At 68.8% G+C, this 16,483-nt stretch carries 17 protein-coding genes and 2 tRNA genes; 14 read left to right on the top strand and 5 right to left on the bottom strand.

The window, feature by feature from the left end:
• Window positions 1–455: 455 nt before the first annotated feature.
• On the top strand, window positions 456–1,517 hold the full coding sequence (locus tag VGB75_08180) for a diguanylate cyclase (GenBank protein ID HEY0167003.1): 1,062 nt from the start codon (window positions 456–458) through the stop codon (window positions 1,515–1,517).
• Between the two features lie 27 nt (window positions 1,518–1,544).
• Here the strand turns inward: VGB75_08180 and VGB75_08175 are convergent, their stop codons facing one another.
• On the bottom strand, window positions 1,545–1,976 hold the full coding sequence (locus VGB75_08175) for a hypothetical protein (GenBank protein ID HEY0167002.1): 432 nt from the start codon (window positions 1,974–1,976) through the stop codon (window positions 1,545–1,547).
• Window positions 1,977–2,211: 235 nt separating this feature from the next.
• On the opposite strand from VGB75_08175, the gene VGB75_08170 reads away from it, so the two are divergent.
• The 5 genes from VGB75_08170 to VGB75_08150 all read left to right on the top strand — a co-directional run bounded on the left by VGB75_08170 (window position 2,212) and on the right by VGB75_08150 (window position 5,952).
• Window positions 2,212–3,006 (top strand): fumarylacetoacetate hydrolase family protein, encoded by a 795-nt coding sequence (locus VGB75_08170; protein ID HEY0167001.1) that lies wholly within the window; start codon window positions 2,212–2,214, stop codon window positions 3,004–3,006.
• Window positions 3,003–4,484: a glutamate--tRNA ligase gene (gene gltX / locus VGB75_08165; protein HEY0167000.1), complete on the top strand. Its 1,482-nt coding sequence runs from the start codon at window positions 3,003–3,005 to the stop codon at window positions 4,482–4,484. The genes VGB75_08170 and gltX overlap by 4 nt, the downstream gene beginning before the upstream one ends.
• Before the next feature lie 117 nt (window positions 4,485–4,601).
• Window positions 4,602–4,673 (top strand) — tRNA-Gln (locus VGB75_08160).
• Between the two features lie 63 nt (window positions 4,674–4,736).
• Window positions 4,737–4,809: transfer RNA gene (locus tag VGB75_08155), tRNA-Glu, on the top strand.
• A gap of 153 nt (window positions 4,810–4,962) precedes the next feature.
• Window positions 4,963–5,952: a peptidoglycan-binding domain-containing protein gene (locus VGB75_08150; GenBank protein ID HEY0166999.1), complete on the top strand. Its 990-nt coding sequence runs from the start codon at window positions 4,963–4,965 to the stop codon at window positions 5,950–5,952.
• On the opposite strand, the gene VGB75_08145 is transcribed toward VGB75_08150, so the two are convergent.
• Window positions 5,949–6,512, bottom strand: coding sequence for a flavin reductase family protein (locus VGB75_08145; GenBank protein ID HEY0166998.1), 564 nt, complete (start codon window positions 6,510–6,512; stop codon window positions 5,949–5,951). The genes VGB75_08150 and VGB75_08145 overlap by 4 nt on opposite strands.
• A 113-nt stretch (window positions 6,513–6,625) precedes the next feature.
• Here VGB75_08145 and VGB75_08140 point away from each other — a divergent pair, with 113 nt between their 5' ends.
• The 5 genes from VGB75_08140 (at window position 6,626) to VGB75_08120 (ending at window position 9,298) form a co-directional block, all read left to right on the top strand.
• On the top strand, window positions 6,626–7,516 hold the full coding sequence (locus tag VGB75_08140) for a Gfo/Idh/MocA family oxidoreductase (protein ID HEY0166997.1): 891 nt from the start codon (window positions 6,626–6,628) through the stop codon (window positions 7,514–7,516).
• Window positions 7,513–8,070, top strand: coding sequence for an adenylate kinase (locus tag VGB75_08135; GenBank protein HEY0166996.1), 558 nt, complete (start codon window positions 7,513–7,515; stop codon window positions 8,068–8,070). Before VGB75_08140 ends, VGB75_08135 begins: the two co-directional genes overlap by 4 nt.
• Before the next feature lie 236 nt (window positions 8,071–8,306).
• Complete coding sequence (locus VGB75_08130) at window positions 8,307–8,588, top strand: hypothetical protein (protein HEY0166995.1); 282 nt, start codon at window positions 8,307–8,309, stop codon at window positions 8,586–8,588.
• Between the two features lie 105 nt (window positions 8,589–8,693).
• A complete protein-coding gene (locus VGB75_08125; GenBank protein ID HEY0166994.1) occupies window positions 8,694–8,867 on the top strand; it encodes a CsbD family protein in 174 nt (57 codons plus the stop codon).
• Between the two features lie 152 nt (window positions 8,868–9,019).
• Window positions 9,020–9,298 (top strand): GlsB/YeaQ/YmgE family stress response membrane protein, encoded by a 279-nt coding sequence (locus VGB75_08120; GenBank protein ID HEY0166993.1) that lies wholly within the window; start codon window positions 9,020–9,022, stop codon window positions 9,296–9,298.
• Window positions 9,299–9,407: 109 nt separating this feature from the next.
• On the opposite strand, the gene VGB75_08115 is transcribed toward VGB75_08120, so the two are convergent.
• Complete coding sequence (locus VGB75_08115) at window positions 9,408–10,127, bottom strand: IclR family transcriptional regulator (GenBank protein ID HEY0166992.1); 720 nt, start codon at window positions 10,125–10,127, stop codon at window positions 9,408–9,410.
• Between the two features lie 76 nt (window positions 10,128–10,203).
• Here VGB75_08115 and leuC point away from each other — a divergent pair, with 76 nt between their 5' ends.
• The 3 genes from leuC to VGB75_08100 all read left to right on the top strand — a co-directional run bounded on the left by leuC (window position 10,204) and on the right by VGB75_08100 (window position 13,378).
• Window positions 10,204–11,601, top strand: a complete 1,398-nt coding sequence (leuC, locus tag VGB75_08110) for a 3-isopropylmalate dehydratase large subunit (protein ID HEY0166991.1) — start codon at window positions 10,204–10,206, stop codon at window positions 11,599–11,601.
• A 12-nt stretch (window positions 11,602–11,613) separates the two neighbouring features.
• Window positions 11,614–12,210: a 3-isopropylmalate dehydratase small subunit gene (gene leuD, locus VGB75_08105; protein HEY0166990.1), complete on the top strand. Its 597-nt coding sequence runs from the start codon at window positions 11,614–11,616 to the stop codon at window positions 12,208–12,210.
• 331 nt (window positions 12,211–12,541) lie between these two features.
• Complete coding sequence (locus VGB75_08100) at window positions 12,542–13,378, top strand: HU family DNA-binding protein (GenBank protein ID HEY0166989.1); 837 nt, start codon at window positions 12,542–12,544, stop codon at window positions 13,376–13,378.
• Window positions 13,379–13,433: 55 nt separating this feature from the next.
• Here the strand turns inward: VGB75_08100 and VGB75_08095 are convergent, their stop codons facing one another.
• Both VGB75_08095 and VGB75_08090 read right to left on the bottom strand, forming a co-directional pair.
• Window positions 13,434–14,324 (bottom strand): NUDIX domain-containing protein, encoded by an 891-nt coding sequence (locus VGB75_08095; GenBank protein ID HEY0166988.1) that lies wholly within the window; start codon window positions 14,322–14,324, stop codon window positions 13,434–13,436.
• On the bottom strand, window positions 14,321–16,444 hold the full coding sequence (locus VGB75_08090; protein HEY0166987.1) for an RNA degradosome polyphosphate kinase: 2,124 nt from the start codon (window positions 16,442–16,444) through the stop codon (window positions 14,321–14,323). Before VGB75_08090 ends, VGB75_08095 begins: the two co-directional genes overlap by 4 nt.
• Window positions 16,445–16,483: the final 39 nt, after the last annotated feature.

Genomic DNA, 16,483 nt, shown 5'->3' with positions numbered 1-16,483 from the left:
GACAACCTCACCCTGGTCTGCGGCTATCACCATCGTGAGTTCGACCGCGCCGGCTGGAGCTGTCAGATGACCGACGGCCACCCCCAGTGGATCCCGCCCGCCTGGATCGACCCCACCCAAACACCCAGACGCAACCACCGCGTCAACAGGCACTAGCCAACTGAATTGTCCATGTGCCAACTGAATGTCCATGTGCTCGCGAACGCCAGCGACAGAACTCGACCCTAGACGCGGCTGGGCACGCGACTGCTGCCTGCGCTCGCGGCGCCCCGGCGGGGCATGGCATCGTCACCCGCACGTCGCACAGGTGAACCAACGTCGTACAGGTGAACCAACGTCGCACAGGTGAACCATGAGATAGTCGTCACAGCACGCCTGGGCCGGCAGATGCCCTGACGCCGTGAATCCGAGAGGCCCGCATGACATCTCGCTCCGCAGCAGGCGAGCCCAGTTCGGTGGAGTCCGCGGCCGCGCGAGGGCGGGCGGGGGATATACGCGACGAGGCCGCCGGCCGGCGCGACGAAGCGGCCGAGTTGCGCGATGGGGCTGGCAGCAGGCGGGACCAGGTCGGCAATGACCGGGACGACGGCGCGCAAAGCCGCGACGATGCTGGCGACGTCCGCGACGGCGCAGCGGACCGCCGAGATGAGGCTGCGCTACTGCGCGATGCCGCCGCAAACGAACGCGACCAGCATGCGGAGGAGCGCGACCGCACTGCGCTGCTCACTGAGTCGGCGGCGTCGGCCGTCCCCACGCTGACCCGGACCGGCGGTGCTCAAGCCAGGCTCCGGGCAGCCGTGGCGCGTCGCGACGCGGCCAGTGACCGCGGTCAGGCCGCGCTAGATCGCCAAGCCGGCGCAGCGGAGCGGACGCATGCGGAAAGGGATCGCGGCACCGCCCGTTCTGACCGTGGGAGCGGACAAGCCGAGCGTCACGAGGCCAGCGACGACCGCCACCACGCCTATGCCGACCGCAGCTGGGATGCTGCCGGACGCGGACACTCAGCCGACGATCGAGACACCGCGCGCGTCGATCGCGGTCAGGCCACTATCGACCTCACGCACGCTTCTCTGGACGGGCTCACCGGCGCCTACACACTCAGTGCTGGCCTGCTTGAACTGCAGCGGGAAGTCGATCGCTCGCGGCGCACCCACAGGCCGCTGACCCTGGTCTTCGTCGATGTTGACGGCCTGAAGGCGGTCAATGACGCCGACGGCCACATCGCTGGCGACCGCGTGCTCGTGCGCGTCGCGCGTGCCCTGAACGCTCGTCTCCGGCCCTACGACCTCGTGATCCGCTACGGCGGAGACGAGTTCCTCTGCGTGCTCGCCGGGACCACCCCAGGCGAGACCGCCCTGCGGCTCCAAGGGGTCAACGCCGCGTTGGCGGAGGAGGACGCGCCCGCCTCGGTCAGTCTCGGCGTTAGTGGCCTACGGTCCGATGACACGTTGAAGGAGCTGATCGAGCGGGCGGACCAAGACCTCTACCGACAGCGCCGGATAGCACGCCGGGCCTAGGCCAGGCAGTGCCCTGATGCGGTCTGCTCAGCGGGTGCGGGCCAAGCAAGCGGCGCCGCAGCCGCCGTCCGCGCCGCCCAAGCCGCAGACCAGCCCGGTCGTGCCGCAGGGGGCAGCGCTCGATCCGGCCGAGCCGCCTTCCGAATCGAGCGAGCCGCCTTCTGAACCGGCCGAGCCGCAGGCCCCGCCACTCGATCCGGCCGCGGCGGTGAGCACCGCGTCCAGTCGCTGCTCGGCCTCAGCGGCCTCGCTCAGCGCTGCCGAGCGTTGCAGACCCCACGCGACTCCGAGCAGCACCACGGCCAGCGCCGCGACGAGCAGGCCGGCCAGCTTCCAACCGGCGCCGTCCAGCGTGATCGTCAGGACCGCGGTGACCAGAAGCGCCACACCGAGGGGCGCCAGCGCCAGCGCCATCCGCCGCCGGCGGGTCGGCGGTATCGCATACAGCTCGTCGCTCACCGTTCGAGTATCCGTCATGCGCCACCCCGCCGGCGGGTGGCGCCGTACTTTGCCGCTGGCCCACCGAGAGCCTGCTGGCCCACCAAGAGCCTGCCGGCCCACCAAGAGCCCGCTGGCCCACCAAGAGCCCGCCGACTCACCGAGAGCCAAGCCGACCAGCCCGCCGACCAGCCAAGCTGACCAGCCCGGCATCCGTCCTGCCGGGCGCCGACGCTCGGCCGGTAGCCTCTTGTCCGTGCGTATCGCGAGATTTGTTCATACCGGCGGAATCGCTTGGGGAGTGGTCGAGGCTCCGGCCGCGGCCGGCCCCAACCCACCCTTCGAGTCCCTCACCGTCGCGGTCATCAAGGACCACCCGATGGGCCCGATCGAGTTCACCGGAGAGCGGTACGCGATCGGCGACGTCCGGCTGCTGGCGCCGATCCTGCCGAGCAAGGTGATCGCGGTCGGACGTAACTACGCCGCGCACGCCGCGGAACTGGGCAGCGACGTCCCCGAACGACCTTTGATCTTCCTCAAGCCGTCCACCTCGGTGATCGGCACCCACGACGTGATCCGGCTGCCGGTCGACTCCGACCAGGTCGAGCACGAAGCCGAGCTCGCCCTGGTGATCGGCCGGGTGACCAAGGACGTGCCGCGCGAGCAGGCTCTGGGCGCGGTCTTCGGTTACACCTGCGCCAACGACGTCACCGCCCGCGACCAGCAACGAGCAGACGTCCAGTTCACCCGGGCCAAGGGCTACGACTCCTTCTGCCCGATCGGGCCCTGGATCGACACCAGCTTCGACCCCAGCGCCGCACGGGTCCGGGCACTGGTCAACGGCCAGACCAAGCAGGACGGCAACACCAGCGACATGATCTTCGACGTCGCCACGATCGTCTCGTTCATGTCCCACGTGATGACGTTGGTCCCCGGTGACGTGATTCTGACCGGCACCCCGGCGGGGGTGAGCAGGATCACCGACGGCGACACGGTGACCATCGCCATCGACGGACTCGGCGAGCTCGTCAACCCGGTCCGCGCCCGGTGAGCCCGGCCACCGGCTCCGGCATCCGCGTCCGGTTCTGCCCCTCGCCGACCGGCGTCCCGCACGTCGGCCTGATCCGAACCTGCCTGTTCAACTGGGCATTCGCCCGCCACCACGGCGGAAGCTTCGTGTTCCGCATCGAGGACACCGACGCCGCGCGGGACACTCAGGAGTCCTACGAGATGCTGCTGGACACCCTGCGGTGGTTCGGCATGACCTGGGACGAGGGCCCCGAGGTGGGCGGTCCGCACGGGCCTTACCGGCAGAGCGAGCGGGGTGGGATCTACCGCGACGTGGTCGGCCGGCTACTGGCCGCCGGGCACCTGTACGAGTCCTACACCACCCCCGAAGAGACCGAGGCCCGGCACCGGGCGGCCGGCCGTGACCCGAAGCTCGGCTATGACAATTTCGACCGCGAGCTCACCGAGGAGCAACGGGCCGCCTTCCGGGCCGAGGGCAGGCAGCCGGTGCTGCGGCTCCGGATGCCGGACGGCGAGCTGGCCTGGAACGACCTGGTCCGCGGCGAGATCCGCTTTCTGGCAAGCACCGTGCCGGACTTCGTGGTGGTCCGGGCCAACGGCGAGCCGCTGTACACGCTGGTCAATCCGGTGGATGACGCGATGATGCGCATCACCCACGTGATCCGCGGCGAGGACCTGCTGCCCTCGACGCCCCGGCAGATCGCGCTGTACCGCGCGTTGATCGACATCGGGGTCACCGACTTCACCCCGGAGTTCGGCCACCTGCCCTATGTGATGGGCGAGGGCAACAAGAAGCTGTCCAAGCGCGATCCGCAGGCGTCGCTGTACCGCTACCGCGACGAGGGCTACCTGCCCGAAGGGCTCATCAACTACCTGGCGTTGCTCGGGTGGTCGATCGCTGAGGATCGCGACATCTTCTCCCCGGACGAGCTCGTCGCGGCCTTCGACGGCAGCAAGGTCTCGACCAACCCCGCGCGCTTTGATCCGAAGAAGTGCCTGGCGATCAACGCCACCCACGTCCGGTTGCTCACCCCTGAGGACTTCGCGCGGCGCTTGCAGGCTTTCCTGACCCGAGCCGGGCTGATCGGCGAGCGGCCGAGCCAGGCCCAGCTCGACCTCATCACAGGCGCGGCGCCGCTGGTGCAGGAACGGGTGCAGACCCTCGGCGAGGGCGCGGACATGCTGCGCTTCCTGTTCGTCACAGACCAGGACTTCACTCGGGATGAGGCGGCGGCTGCCAAGCAGTTGGGGGAGCAGGGGCAGGCGGTGCTGGCGGCCTCGATCCCGGCGCTGGAACAGCTGCCCGACTGGACCACCGCCGCCATCGAGGAGGCGCTGCGGGTGGAGTTGCTGGAGCGGTTGGAACTCAAACCGCGCAGCGCCTTCGGGCCGCTGCGCGTCGCGGTGACCGGCCGGCAGGTGTCGCCGCCGCTGTTCGAGTCCATGGAACTGCTCGGTCGCGACACCACCCTGGCCCGGATGCGCAGCGCTCAGAGCTAGCCGGCCGCAGGCGTCGAAGCCGCTGTGCGACAGGCCGACCCAGGCCCGATTTCAGAGCGAGCCCGCCGTCGGGTAGAGTTCCGTCTCGGCCCGCTCGGCGACTCGAACGGGTAGTAGTGGGGTATGGGGTAATTGGCAGCCCAACTGATTCTGGTTCAGTTAGTCTAGGTTCGAGTCCTGGTACCCCAGCGCAGAAGCTGGAAAGAACGGTTTTTGCAGCAGGCAGTTCAGTGGTTAGCGTGTTCTACCTAGGGCCCCGTCGTCTAGCGGCCTAGGACGCCGCCCTCTCACGGCGGTAGCGTGGGTTCGAATCCCATCGGGGCTACCCGCACAAGGGCCTCCAGACTAGATCTGGAGGCTCTTTCGCGTTTGGACACCAGAAGTTGTGGCTGCAGCCTTCAAGTGCCCGACAACCCCGCCGATAGGCAAAGAACCCGGGCATGAAGTCTCGGAAGACGCCGTTGCTGTGGAGATGCCGATGCCCCGCCCTGCTGTGTTCCGCCTGTTCGCCAAACCCGTCCGGCTGGCAGCCACGCTGCTCCTGACGTTCACGCTGAGCGGCGGTGTGCTGGTTGCGACCGCTCCGGCCGGCTCGGCCGCGGTGCCGAGCCTGAAAGCGCCGGCCGGGCTGCTGAGCCCGATCGAGCCGCTGGCCCCCTACGTCGAGCAGGTCGCCTGCCAGCCCGTCTGGCGGCCGGGAACCCTGGCCCTGGGCCGGCTGCTGGTCAAGACCTACCCCAACACCAGCTTCGGCAACCCCCGCGACTGCACCGCTGACACCAGCGAGCACTACGACTCGCGTGGCCTGGACTGGATGAACTCGGTTCGCGACAAGACCCAGGCCGCGCAGGCCAGTTCCGTGATCACCTTCTTGCTCAGCACCGACCGCTGGGGCAACAAGTTCGCCAACGCCCGCCGGATGGGCATCATGTACATCATCTGGAACAACAAGATCTGGAGCACCTGGAGCGGCGGCAAGTGGGAGCCGTACCACAACTGCGCCAGCACCCCGTCGCCGGCGCTGGACAGCTCCTGCCACCGCAACCACGTGCACTTCTCGCTGTCCTGGAACGGCGCCATCGGCCGGACGTCCTTCTGGAGCCGGCACGTCTTCGCCGCCACTGACTACGGGCCCTGCCGGCCCCGGGACCTGAACTGGTCCGGCAACTACGGCACCCACAACCCCAACCGGTGCCCCCGCTACGCCCAGGTCCTCGCCCCGGCGCGCTCCTCGGTGGCCATGCAGGGCCTGGTCACGTTCTCCGGCGCCACGACGTTCCCCGGCATGCGCGGCGGGCCGATCTCGGCCGTCCAGCGCGCCTTCAACAAGCCGGTCACCGGCAACTACGACCTTGCCACGGTGGGCGCGGTCAACCGGTTCAAGGTCCGGCACGGCCTGCCTGCCAACGGAGTCATCGACGCCCGCACCTGGCGCGCCCTGTTGGCCTTCTACAAGCCCAAGGTCTAGCCGAATGACTGCGGGTCGGCCGGGGCGCGGGCGCCGCGCTCCGGGGCTAGCGTGAGGTACCGGCCACGTCGGTGGATCAGCGGCGGCTGCTCGTCCCCGAACTCGGTGTGCGCCACCTCCAGCTGCACCAGCAGGCCCCAGCCGAGCTGAACCGGCGGCCGGTCGCTGAGCCGGCAACCGGCCCAGCCGCCGGCGCCCTGCAGCGCCGGGCCCCAGTCGGTCTGGGTCCACTCCGCCAGTCGGAACGGCCCTCCGGGCGCGGGCGCGACGTAGCCGAAGGCGTCGGCCAGTCGCTGATGCTGCCAGCTGAGCAGCGTGACCACCGCGACGCCGGTGCCCCGCAAGCCGTCCCACAGCTCCGACAGCGGGTCCAGCACACCGGCGACGTAACCCGGCTCGCCGTCGGCCACCAGCAGCGAGGACACCGTCAGACCGGAGCGGTCCTCACCCGAGCCTGCGGTCCACAGCGTCACCGGCGACGGCAACCGGCCGCGGAGCCGCCGGATCGGGCTGCGTTCAGCCTCCGGCGGCAGGAACGGGTGTTCGCTGGAGATGCTCATGGCCTCAGTCTGGCGCCGCCTTCTCAGCGACTGGGTACAAGCCGGTCATTCGCCAGTGGCAGAGTTGGGCTCGGTCCCTAGCGGACCGAGTCAGCTTCCAGAGGAGGGCGGTGATGAGCATGCGGGTAGGGCTGGTCGGCAACGGTCACTGGGCACGGGTCACCCATGCGGCCGGTCTGAGAAGCGAACCGTCCGTCGAGCTCAGTGGGATCTGGGGCCGTGACAGCGCCAAGACGGCGGCGCTGGCCGCCGAGCTGGGCGTCCCCGGCTACGAACGGGTCGACCAGCTGTTCGCCGACGTGGACGCGGTCGCCTTCTCGGTGCCGCCCCAGGTGCAGGCCGAGTTGGCGCTGCGGGCCGCCCGGGCGGGCAAGCATCTGCTGCTGGAGAAGCCGATCGCCGTGTCGGTGGCTGAGGCCGACCGGTTGGCCGAGGCGGTGGCCGAGGCCGGCGTCGCCTCGGTGGTGTTCTTCACCGCTCGCTTCGACGCCGGCCAGCGGCAGTGGCTGGATCAGGTCGCGCAGCGCTCGGATTGGGACGGCGCGGCCGGGCTCTGGCTCGGCTCGGCCTTCGCGGCCGGCAGCCCCTTCGACACCCCCTGGCGCCACGACAAGGGCGGCCTGTGGGACGTGGGCCCGCATGCCCTGGCGATGCTGACCGGCGCGCTGGGCCCGATCGTCGAGATCACGGCCCGGCCCGGCCGGCGCGACCTGGTGCACCTGATCCTGCGGCACGAGTCGGGGGTGAGCAGCAGCTACGCGGTCAGCATCGACACCCCGGAGGCGGCTTCGGAGGTGAGCCTGGAGGTGTGGGGCGCGGCCGGGCGCTCGATGATGCCGGGTTCCTCAGGCGATGCCAGTCAGGCGCTGGCGACGGCGGCACGTGAGCTGGCGGCCGCGGCCCGGCAGCCGGCGCCCAGCCACCCCTGCGACGTGCGGTTGGGCCGTTCGGTGGTGCGATTGCTCGCCGACGCCGAAGGTCAGCTCGCGCGGCGTCCGCGGTGAGATTGATCTTGCTGGGGGCCCCCGGCTCGGGCAAGGGCACCCAAGGCCAGCGGTTGGCCGCCCGTCTCGGCGTGCCGCACATCGCCTCCGGGGACTTGCTGCGTGCCGAGGTCCGCGACCGGACCGAGCTCGGCCGATTGGTCGCCGGTTATCTCGACTCCGGTCAGCTGGTGCCTGATGAGCTGACCTTCAAGCTGGTGGTGCCGGTGGTGCTGGCCGCGGCCAGGGCCGGCGGTTACGTCCTGGACGGCTTTCCCCGGTCGGTGGCGCAGGCTGTCCAAGCTGAGGAGGTGGCCGCCGAGTCCGGCGCCGGCCCCGAGCGAGTGATCTTTCTGGCCGTCCCCGAGGCCGTGCTTGTCAAGCGCTTGTCTGAGCGGGCGGCCACGTCCGGGCGCAGCGACGACACGCCTAAGGTGATCACCGACCGGCTGCGAGTGTTCGAGGCCGAGACCAGGCCGCTGGTCGAGCACTACCGGACCCGCGGCCTGCTCCGCGAGGTGGCCGCTGACCGGTCGACGGACGAGGTCGCCGAAGCGATTTCCGCAGTTCTTTGACGACTACCTAACGTTTGAATATTCACCGTCAACACCAGCAAATAGGAATGGTGTTCGACATTGTTATCCCACATCAGGCCGTCACCGGTTAGAGTACCTAGATCGGCTATACAGCCAGCCGTGAACGATTCCCGTTCAAAGCAGGTCGACGTCGCTTGCGGGGCACGCTGAGCCAGTCTGGCTCCAGGGCTGGTGCCGCAGTTGACGCTTACCTCTGGTTGATCTCCGAGGTCCGTATGACCACACTGCCGGATACCCGACTCTCGCCGGACGGCGAGCCTGACTATCACGACCGGTCCTTTGCCGACATAGTGGAGCGGTTGTTCCGCGAATTCGAGGATCGGCTCTCCCTCACCGCCATCGTCGAGGTGGTACGAGAATCCCGCCAGCACCTGCGGGGCTCACCGGTCGGCGCGCTTCCAGAGCTCACCGAACGGCTCGCCCACGAACGGCTCGAACGGCTCGTCCAGGCTTGCGCGGACAGGGCCTCGGCGCCCCAAGTCACCGTGCTGTCGTGAAGCCCTAGACCCGGCCGGGCGGCTGCTCCCACCTGAGCCTTCGTCCTGGCTGTGGCAAGATCCGGTGATGCCCTTGGGGCATCCCGTCGATGATAAGGAGTACTCATGAGTGCACTGGACAAGGCAAAGAACAAGGCCGAAGAGGTCGGCGGCATGGCCAAGGAGCGGGCAGGCGAAGCGACTGGCGATGACGACATGAGGGCCGAAGGCCAGGTCGACCAGACCAAGGGCAACCTCAAGCAGGCCGGCGAAAAGGTCAAGGACGCGTTCAAGGACTGACAGCGCTTGTCCCCGCCGGAGCGTTGCCGGCGGGGACTTGGCGTACCTAGCGCCTCAGCACTGCCGTATTCGCACCGCTTTATCCGCACCGCCTACCCGCCGCCGAGGGTCGTTCCACCTCAGCTCATCTCTATCCCACGAAGGAGCGTCTCATGCTCGGTTTGATCATCTCCCTTATTGTCATCGGTCTCATCGCGGGCGCGCTCGCTCGGCTGCTGGTTCCCGGCAAGCAGGACATCGGCATCGCCGGGACGATCCTGCTCGGCATAGTCGGGTCCTTCATCGGTGGCTTTCTCGGCTACCTGATCTTCCACAAGGACGGCAGCGAGGGCTTCTTCCAGCCCTCGGGCATCATCGGCTCGGTCATCGGCTCGGTCATCGCGCTGCTGATCTGGATGCGGGTCGGAAATCGCTCGGCCGTTCGCCGCTGAACCAGCCGCGATCCGGGCGCCGATCTGTCAGAACCGGTAGCCCGCCTCTGGCCCGAAGGGGGCAGCCGCATCGCGGTTGCCCCCTTTGGCTTTTCCAGCTGACCAGGTGTCAGGGCGTTGATGGGTCCAGGCGCGGGTCCTGCAGGCGCTGGGCGGCGACTGCGAGGATGGGAGCGAAGCGCTGGCCGGGTGAGCGGCCCAGTCGCTCGATGGGTCCAGAGATGGAGATCGCAGCGATCACCCGGCGACCTCGGCCGAAAATCGGCGCTGACACCGAAGCGACGCCCGCCTCTCGCTGGCCGATCGACTGGGCCCATCCCCGCCGACGAACCTCGGCCAGGGAACGCTCGGTGAACTGGGCGGTGCGCAGCAGCGCCGCGATCGTCTCGGTTGGCTCCCAAGCGCACAGCACCTGCGCGCCGGAGCCTGCGGTCAGTGGCAGCCGGGCGCCCAGCGGCACTGTGGTGCGCAGGCCGGTGGCCCGCTCGGCGGCTGCCACGCAGACCCGTTCGAGCCCGTCGCGGCGGTAGAGCTGGGCGCTCTCACCCGCGGTGTCGCGAACCCAGGCCAGCACCTCGCTCGCCCGCTCGAGCAGCGGATCGGCTGCGGCTGCGGCCAGTTCGGCCAACCGCGGACCGGCTGTGAACCGTCCGTCGGCATCGCGGGCCAGCAGCCGGTGCACCTCGAGTGCGACAGCCAGCCGGTGCGCGGTCGCTCTGGGAATCGTCGTCCGTTCGACCAGCTCGGCCAGCGCCGCTGGCTCGGTCGCGGCGGCGGCAAGAATGGCCACTGCCTTGTCCAGTACGCCAATGCCACTATGCTGTCCCATAGAACGATACTATATTCTCACTCTATGAGATCCAAACCGACCCGGCACAGCCGCGCGGGGCGTGGAGAGGACAGCAATGGGCAAGACGTTGGCGGAGAAACTGTGGCAAAGCCATCTGGTGCGCGGCGCGGCCGGTGAGCCAGATTCGCTCTACATCGACATGCATCTCATCCACGAGGTCACCAGCCCCCAGGCCTTCGACGGCCTGCGACTGGCCGGACGCCCGGTACGCCGGCCCGAGCTGACGCTGGCGACCGAGGATCACAACGTGCCCACCACCGACCTTCTCGCCCCGATCGCTGACCCCGTCAGCCGGATCCAGATCGAGACCTTGCGCCGCAACTGCGCCGAATTCGGCCTCACCCTGTATCCGATGGGGCATCACGAGCAGGGCATCGTGCACGTGATCGGCCCGCAACTCGGGATCACCCAACCCGGCATGACCATCGTGTGCGGTGACTCGCACACCTCGACTCATGGCGCGTTCGGCGCGCTGGCCTTCGGCATCGGGACCAGTCAGGTGGAGCACGTGCTGGCCACCCAGACGCTGCCGTTGGATCGTCCCAAGACCATGGCGGTGACGGTCGAAGGAGAGCTCGCGCCCGGAGTCACCGCGAAGGACGTCATCCTGGCCGTGATAGCCCAGACCGGGACTGGCGGCGGCCAAGGGCACATGGTGGAGTACCGCGGCGAGGTCTTTCGGCAGATGAGCATGGAAGGCCGGATGACCGTGTGCAACATGAGCGTCGAGTGGGGCGCCCGGGCAGGTCTGATCGCTCCGGATGAGGTCACCTTCGCCTACCTGCGAGGCCGCCCGCACGCGCCTGCCGGCGCCGAGTGGGACGCCGCGGTGGCGTACTGGAGGACTCTGGTCACCGACCACGACGCCGAGTTCGACGGCGAGGTGCGCCTGGACGCCGCCGATATCAGCCCGTTCGTCACGTGGGGGACCAACCCCGGCCAGGGAGCTCCGCTGTCAGCCAACGTGCCTGACCCGGCTGATCACACCGAGGAGTCCGATCGGGAGTCGGCGAAGAAGGCCCTCTCCTACATGGGATTGACGGCCGGCACCCCACTGCGTGAGATCAAGGTCGACACGGTGTTCCTCGGCTCGTGCACCAACGGACGGATCGAGGACCTGCGAGCCGCCGCGGCCGTCCTGCGTGGTCGCAAGGTAGCTGACGGGGTCCGGATGCTGGTGGTCCCGGGCTCCATGCGGGTGCGCGAGCAGGCCGAGCACGAGGGTCTGGACGCGGTGTTCATCGCGGCTGGAGCGCAGTGGCGCCAGGCGGGTTGCTCGATGTGCTTGGGGATGAATCCCGATCAGCTCGGCCCCGGCGAGCGCAGCGCCTCGACCTCGAACCGGAACTTCGAAGGGCGGCAGGGCAAGGGCGGGCGCACCCATCTGGTGTCACCGCTGGTCGCCGCGGCCACTGCTGTCACCGGGCGCCTGGCCAGCCCGGCCGATCTGTGAGGCAGGACTGACATGGACAGGTTCACCGTGCACACCGGACGGGCCGTGCCGTTGCGGCGGAGCAATGTAGACACCGATCAGATCATCCCGGCCGCCCATCTCAAGCGGGTCACCAGGACCGGCTTCCAAGACGCGCTCTTTCAGGCCTGGCGCGCCGATGAGCCGGACTTCGTCTTGAACCAACAACGCTATGCGGGTGCGTCGGTGTTGGTCGCCGGCCCTGACTTCGGCACCGGGTCATCGCGTGAGCACGCCGTCTGGGCGCTGTGGGACTACGGCTTCCGGGTGGTGATCTCATCGCGTTTCGCCGACATCTTCCGGGGCAATTCACTCAAGGCCGGACTGCTGAGCGTGGTGCTGCCGGAGAAGGTCGTCCAACGCCTGCTCGATGACATCTGCGCCGACCCCCGGATCGAGGTCACCGTCGACCTGCTGGAGCGACAGGTGCGCTGGCCTGGTGAGAGGCACGGATTCGCCCTCGATGACCACACCCGCTGGCGGCTGCTGGAAGGCTTGGACGACATCGCGTTGACGCTGCGCGACACCGCGGCCATCGACCGCTATGAGCAAGGTCGTAAGCCATGGTTGCCGGTGGCGCGACAGAGCTGAGTCAGGATTGGTCACGGCGGCCCGACGAGGAGGTCCGCCAGTCGAGTTTGGCCTTGCAATCCCTGCCTTATCGACGACGTCGATCAGCATGGCCGCTCGGGTCGGACCGGCTGCTGCCGGGCTGCTGGCGCCTCGTGCGGCGGGATCGCGCTGGTCATACACATCGGGCTCTAGCCGGTCAAAACGGCCGGTCGCGCGGGAGACCGGCCTCGATGCGCGGTGAGATAGTGCTTGCGACACAAGCCGATTGCGTTGTTTCTGCGGCGAGCACGCTTTACCGTTCGTTCGTGGAGGTTGGCCACGGTGGCCGACCGGCGTCCTGGGAGGACACGTGAACAAGGCTCAGTTCATTGAGGCGCTGGCGACTCGTCTCGGCTCCGACAAGAAGGCAGCCGGCACCGCACTCGACGCCGTGCTCGATGAGATCTACACCGTCGTGGTCAAAGGTGAGAAGCTGGCGCTGACCGGCTTCGGATCGTTCGAGAAGCGCGACCGTGGGGCTCGGGTCGCGCGCAACCCCGCCACCGGCGCCAGCGTCCGGGTCAAGAAGACCTCGGTTCCCGCCTTCCGGGCAGGCGCTGAGTTCAAGGCTGTGATCAGTGGCGCGAAGAAGTTGCCCAAGCCGCCGGCCAAGAAGGCGGCCGCTGCCGCCAAGGCCGCTCCTGCCAGGCGAAGCGCCGCGGCGTCGACGGGTAGTTCTGCCAGCAACGGCGCTGCCGCCACCAAGGCTGCCGCGAGCAAGGCTGCCCCGAGCAAGACTGCCGCGAGCAAGGCTGCCGCAACCAAGTCGACTGCTGCGAGCAAGGCCGCCGCATCCAAGTCGACTGCTGCCACCTCGACCCCCGCGCGGCCGGCCAGCAAGGCGGCCGCTAGCAAGGCCCCCGCGAGCAAGGCCCCCGCGAGCAAGGCGGCAGCGAGCAAGGCGACGGCCAGCAAGGCGACGGCCAGCAAGGCGACGGCGAGCAAGGCGACGGCGAGCAAGGCGACGGCCAGCAAGGCGCCCACGAAGCGGGCAGCTGCCAAGTCGACCGGGTCCGCCGCCACCAAGTCCACGCCGGCAAGCAAGGCGACAGCGAGCAAGGCGACGGCCAGCAAGGCAACGAAATCCGCTGCTGGCGAGCCGGCCAAGAAGGCGACCAGGCGAGCCCCCGCCAAGCGCTCCGGCTGATCTCTCAAGGGCCGCTGTCCCGCGGTGCGCGCTTTTAGGAATCGGGTGCTGAGACTCAGCCGCTGAGCTGCGGGTAGTAGTCGGCTGCGATCACACCTCGCTCAGCGACAGACAGCGCCCACAGCGACCCCTTGCGGGCTGGATACGGCCCGCCGGGCGGCGCCCCGAGCTGCTCCAGCAGCGCCGGAATCGTCTCTCCCTGGCTGCAGATCACCGTCGTGCCTGGCTGTTGCGACAAGTGCCGGACCTCTGCCAGGCCGGCGTCCGGGTCATCGGCGTAGGCCTCATCCGAGAGCGCGGGCACGCTGAGCACACGTAGGCCCAGGTGATCGGCCAGCGGCTGGAGGCTCTGCTCGCAGCGCACCCGGTCGGCAGCCAGCACCCGGCGCGGATTGAACGCCGCCAGCACCGGCACCGCCTCGCGGGCCTGCCGGCGTCCGGCTTTGTCCAGCGGCCGTAACCGGTCATCACCGCAGAACTGCGACCGCTTACCCGCCCTGGCGTGCCGGAGCAGCAACAGCGTCCTGGTGGCGCTGGGCAGCCGGGCGAAATCAGCCAGCACACCGCGGTCCACCGGATAGCTCAACTGCTGGGTCGCCTCGGCCACCGTGGCCCAGCGCAGCTGATCTACCTCGTCACCGGCGACGTGCTCGCCGCCGCGGTAGCGCATCGCCCAATAGGACACCCGCTTGACCGCGTCCGCGCCGAACCGGTACTCCGCCGATGACAGCCGCCGGCCGACCTCGACCTGGGCGCCGGTCTCCTCCTGCACCTCACGCGTGGCCGCGATCAGCGGATGCTCACCAGGGTGGAGCTTGCCTTTGGGCAGCGTCCAATCCTCATAGCGCGGTCGATGCACCACCGCCACCAGCACCTGGTCAGCGTCTTGGCGCCACAGCACTCCGCCCGCGGCGGGAGTGGCTCGGTCTCCAGCCGCGTCGCTCACGTGCCCCGCGCGGCCAGCCGCGTGAGCAACACCTGCTGGTAGTCCACCGACTCGCCTGCGCCCCGGCGCACCCACTGATCGTCGGCCTGCAATTCCCAGGCGGTGGTGTGGGGATCGAAAGCCAGGTCCAGCGTGGCGCGCAACTGATCGGCGTTGGCGCCGGTGACCTGGGTGAGCACCTCCACCCGCCGGTCGAGGTTGCGGTGCATCAGGTCCGCCGAACCGATCCAGTACTCGGGCACGCCGTCATTGGCCACGTAGAAGATCCTGGAGTGCTCCAAGAAACGGCCGAGGATCGAGCGGACCGTGATGTTCTCGCTCAGCCCCGGCACGCCGGCCTTGATGGTGCAGAAGGTCCGCACCATCAATTCGACCTTCACCCCGGCTGCCGATGCCCGGTACAGCGCGTCGATCAACGTCTCGTCCACCAGGTGATTGCACTTGATCTGGATGTGCGCGCCCCTGCCGGCCTTGGCGTGGGCGATCTCCCGCTCGATCCGGGTCAACAGGCCCGGCCGCAAACCCTGCGGAGCGACCAGCAAGGTGCGGTACTCGGTCTGGCGGGAGTAGCCGGTCAGCACGTTGAACAGGTCCGTCAGGTCGGCGCAGATCCTCTCATCGGCGGTGAACAGCCCCAGATCCTCATACAGCCGCGCGGTCTTGGGGTGGTAGTTGCCGGTGCCGATATGGGCGTAGCGGCGCAGCGAGCTGCCTTCCTGGCGCACCACCAGCGAGGTCTTGCAGTGCGTCTTGAGCCCGACCAACCCGTAGACGACGTGGCAGCCGGCGCGCTCCAGCGCCCTGGCCCACTTGATGTTGGCCTGCTCGTCGAAGCGCGCCTTGATCTCGACGAGGGCCATCACCTGCTTGCCGGCCTGGGCGGCGTCGATCAGCGCGTCCACGATCGGCGAGTCCCCGGAGGTCCGGTACAGCGTCTGCTTGATGGCCAGGACGTTCGGGTCTGCCGCCGCCTGCTCGATGAAGCGCTGGACGCTGGTGGCGAAGGACTCGTAGGGATGGTGGACCAGCACGTCGCCGTCGCGCAGGGTGGCGAACACCGACTTCGGCATCTCACCGTCGACGAAACGCGGGTGGGTGGCCGGCACGAACGGCTTTTCCTTCAACGCCGGGCGGTCGACGTCATAGACCTGCCAGAGCGCGGTGAGATCGAGCAGGCCCGGCACCCGCATCACCTCTTCGGGCTGGACGTCGATCTCGCTGGTCAGCAGGTCGAGCACTTCGTCAGCGATGTTCTCGGCCACCTCGAGCCGGACCGCGGGCCCGAACCGGCGCCGGACGAGCTCGCGCTCCAGAGCCTGCAGCAGATCCTCGTCGCGGTCCTCCTCCACCTCGAAGTCGGTGTTCCGGGTGACCCGGAAGAGATGGTGCTGGACGATCTGCATACCCGGGAACAGCGCGGAAAGGTGCGCCGCGATCAACTCCTCCAGGGGCAGGAAGCCGGCCTCTTCGGCAGTCTTTCGGACCGTCACGAACCGGGCCACGTTGTTGGGCACCTTCACCCGGGCGAACTTGTCCAGCTCCGAGCCGGGCTCGCGCACCAGCACCGCCAGGTTGAGCGAGAGCCCGGAGATGTAGGGGAAGGGGTGCGCCGGGTCGACCGCCAGCGGGGTGAGCACCGGAAAGATCTTGGAGTGGAAGTACTCGGTCAGCTCCCGCTGCTGATCGGCGTCCAGCTGCCCCCAGCTCAGGATCCGGATTCCCTCGGCGGCCAGCGCCGGCTCGATGTCGGAGTCGAAGCAGCGGGCATGCCGGGCCACCAGCTCGCGGCTGCGCTCACCGATCAGGACCAGCGTCTCGCGGGTGGTGAGCCCGTCGGGGGCACCCACCCCCAAACCCATCTCCTGGCGCCGTTTCAGCCCCGCCACCCGCACCATGTAGAACTCGTCGAGATTGCTGGCGAAGATCGAGAGGAACTTCATCCGCTCAAGCAGCGGCTGCCGCCGGTCCTCGGCCAGCGCCAGCACCCGGGCGTTGAAGTTCAGCCAGGACATCTCACGGTTGAAGAACCGGCCCTCGGGCAGCCCAGCCTCGTCCTCGGCTGCGTGCAGGGTGGCAGCGGCGTCGGCCGGGGATTGCGCGGAGGCGAGTGTTTCGGTCATGAAGCCATTCTGCCCGCCCGAACCCGATCAGCCGACCGA

It is taken from the genome of Jatrophihabitans sp., assembly GCA_036399055.1.
Taxonomy (GTDB): Bacteria; Actinomycetota; Actinomycetes; order Mycobacteriales; family Jatrophihabitantaceae; genus Jatrophihabitans_A.
The sequence above is the reverse complement of the archived record's forward strand: the minus strand, read 5'-3'. Positions and strand labels throughout refer to the sequence as shown.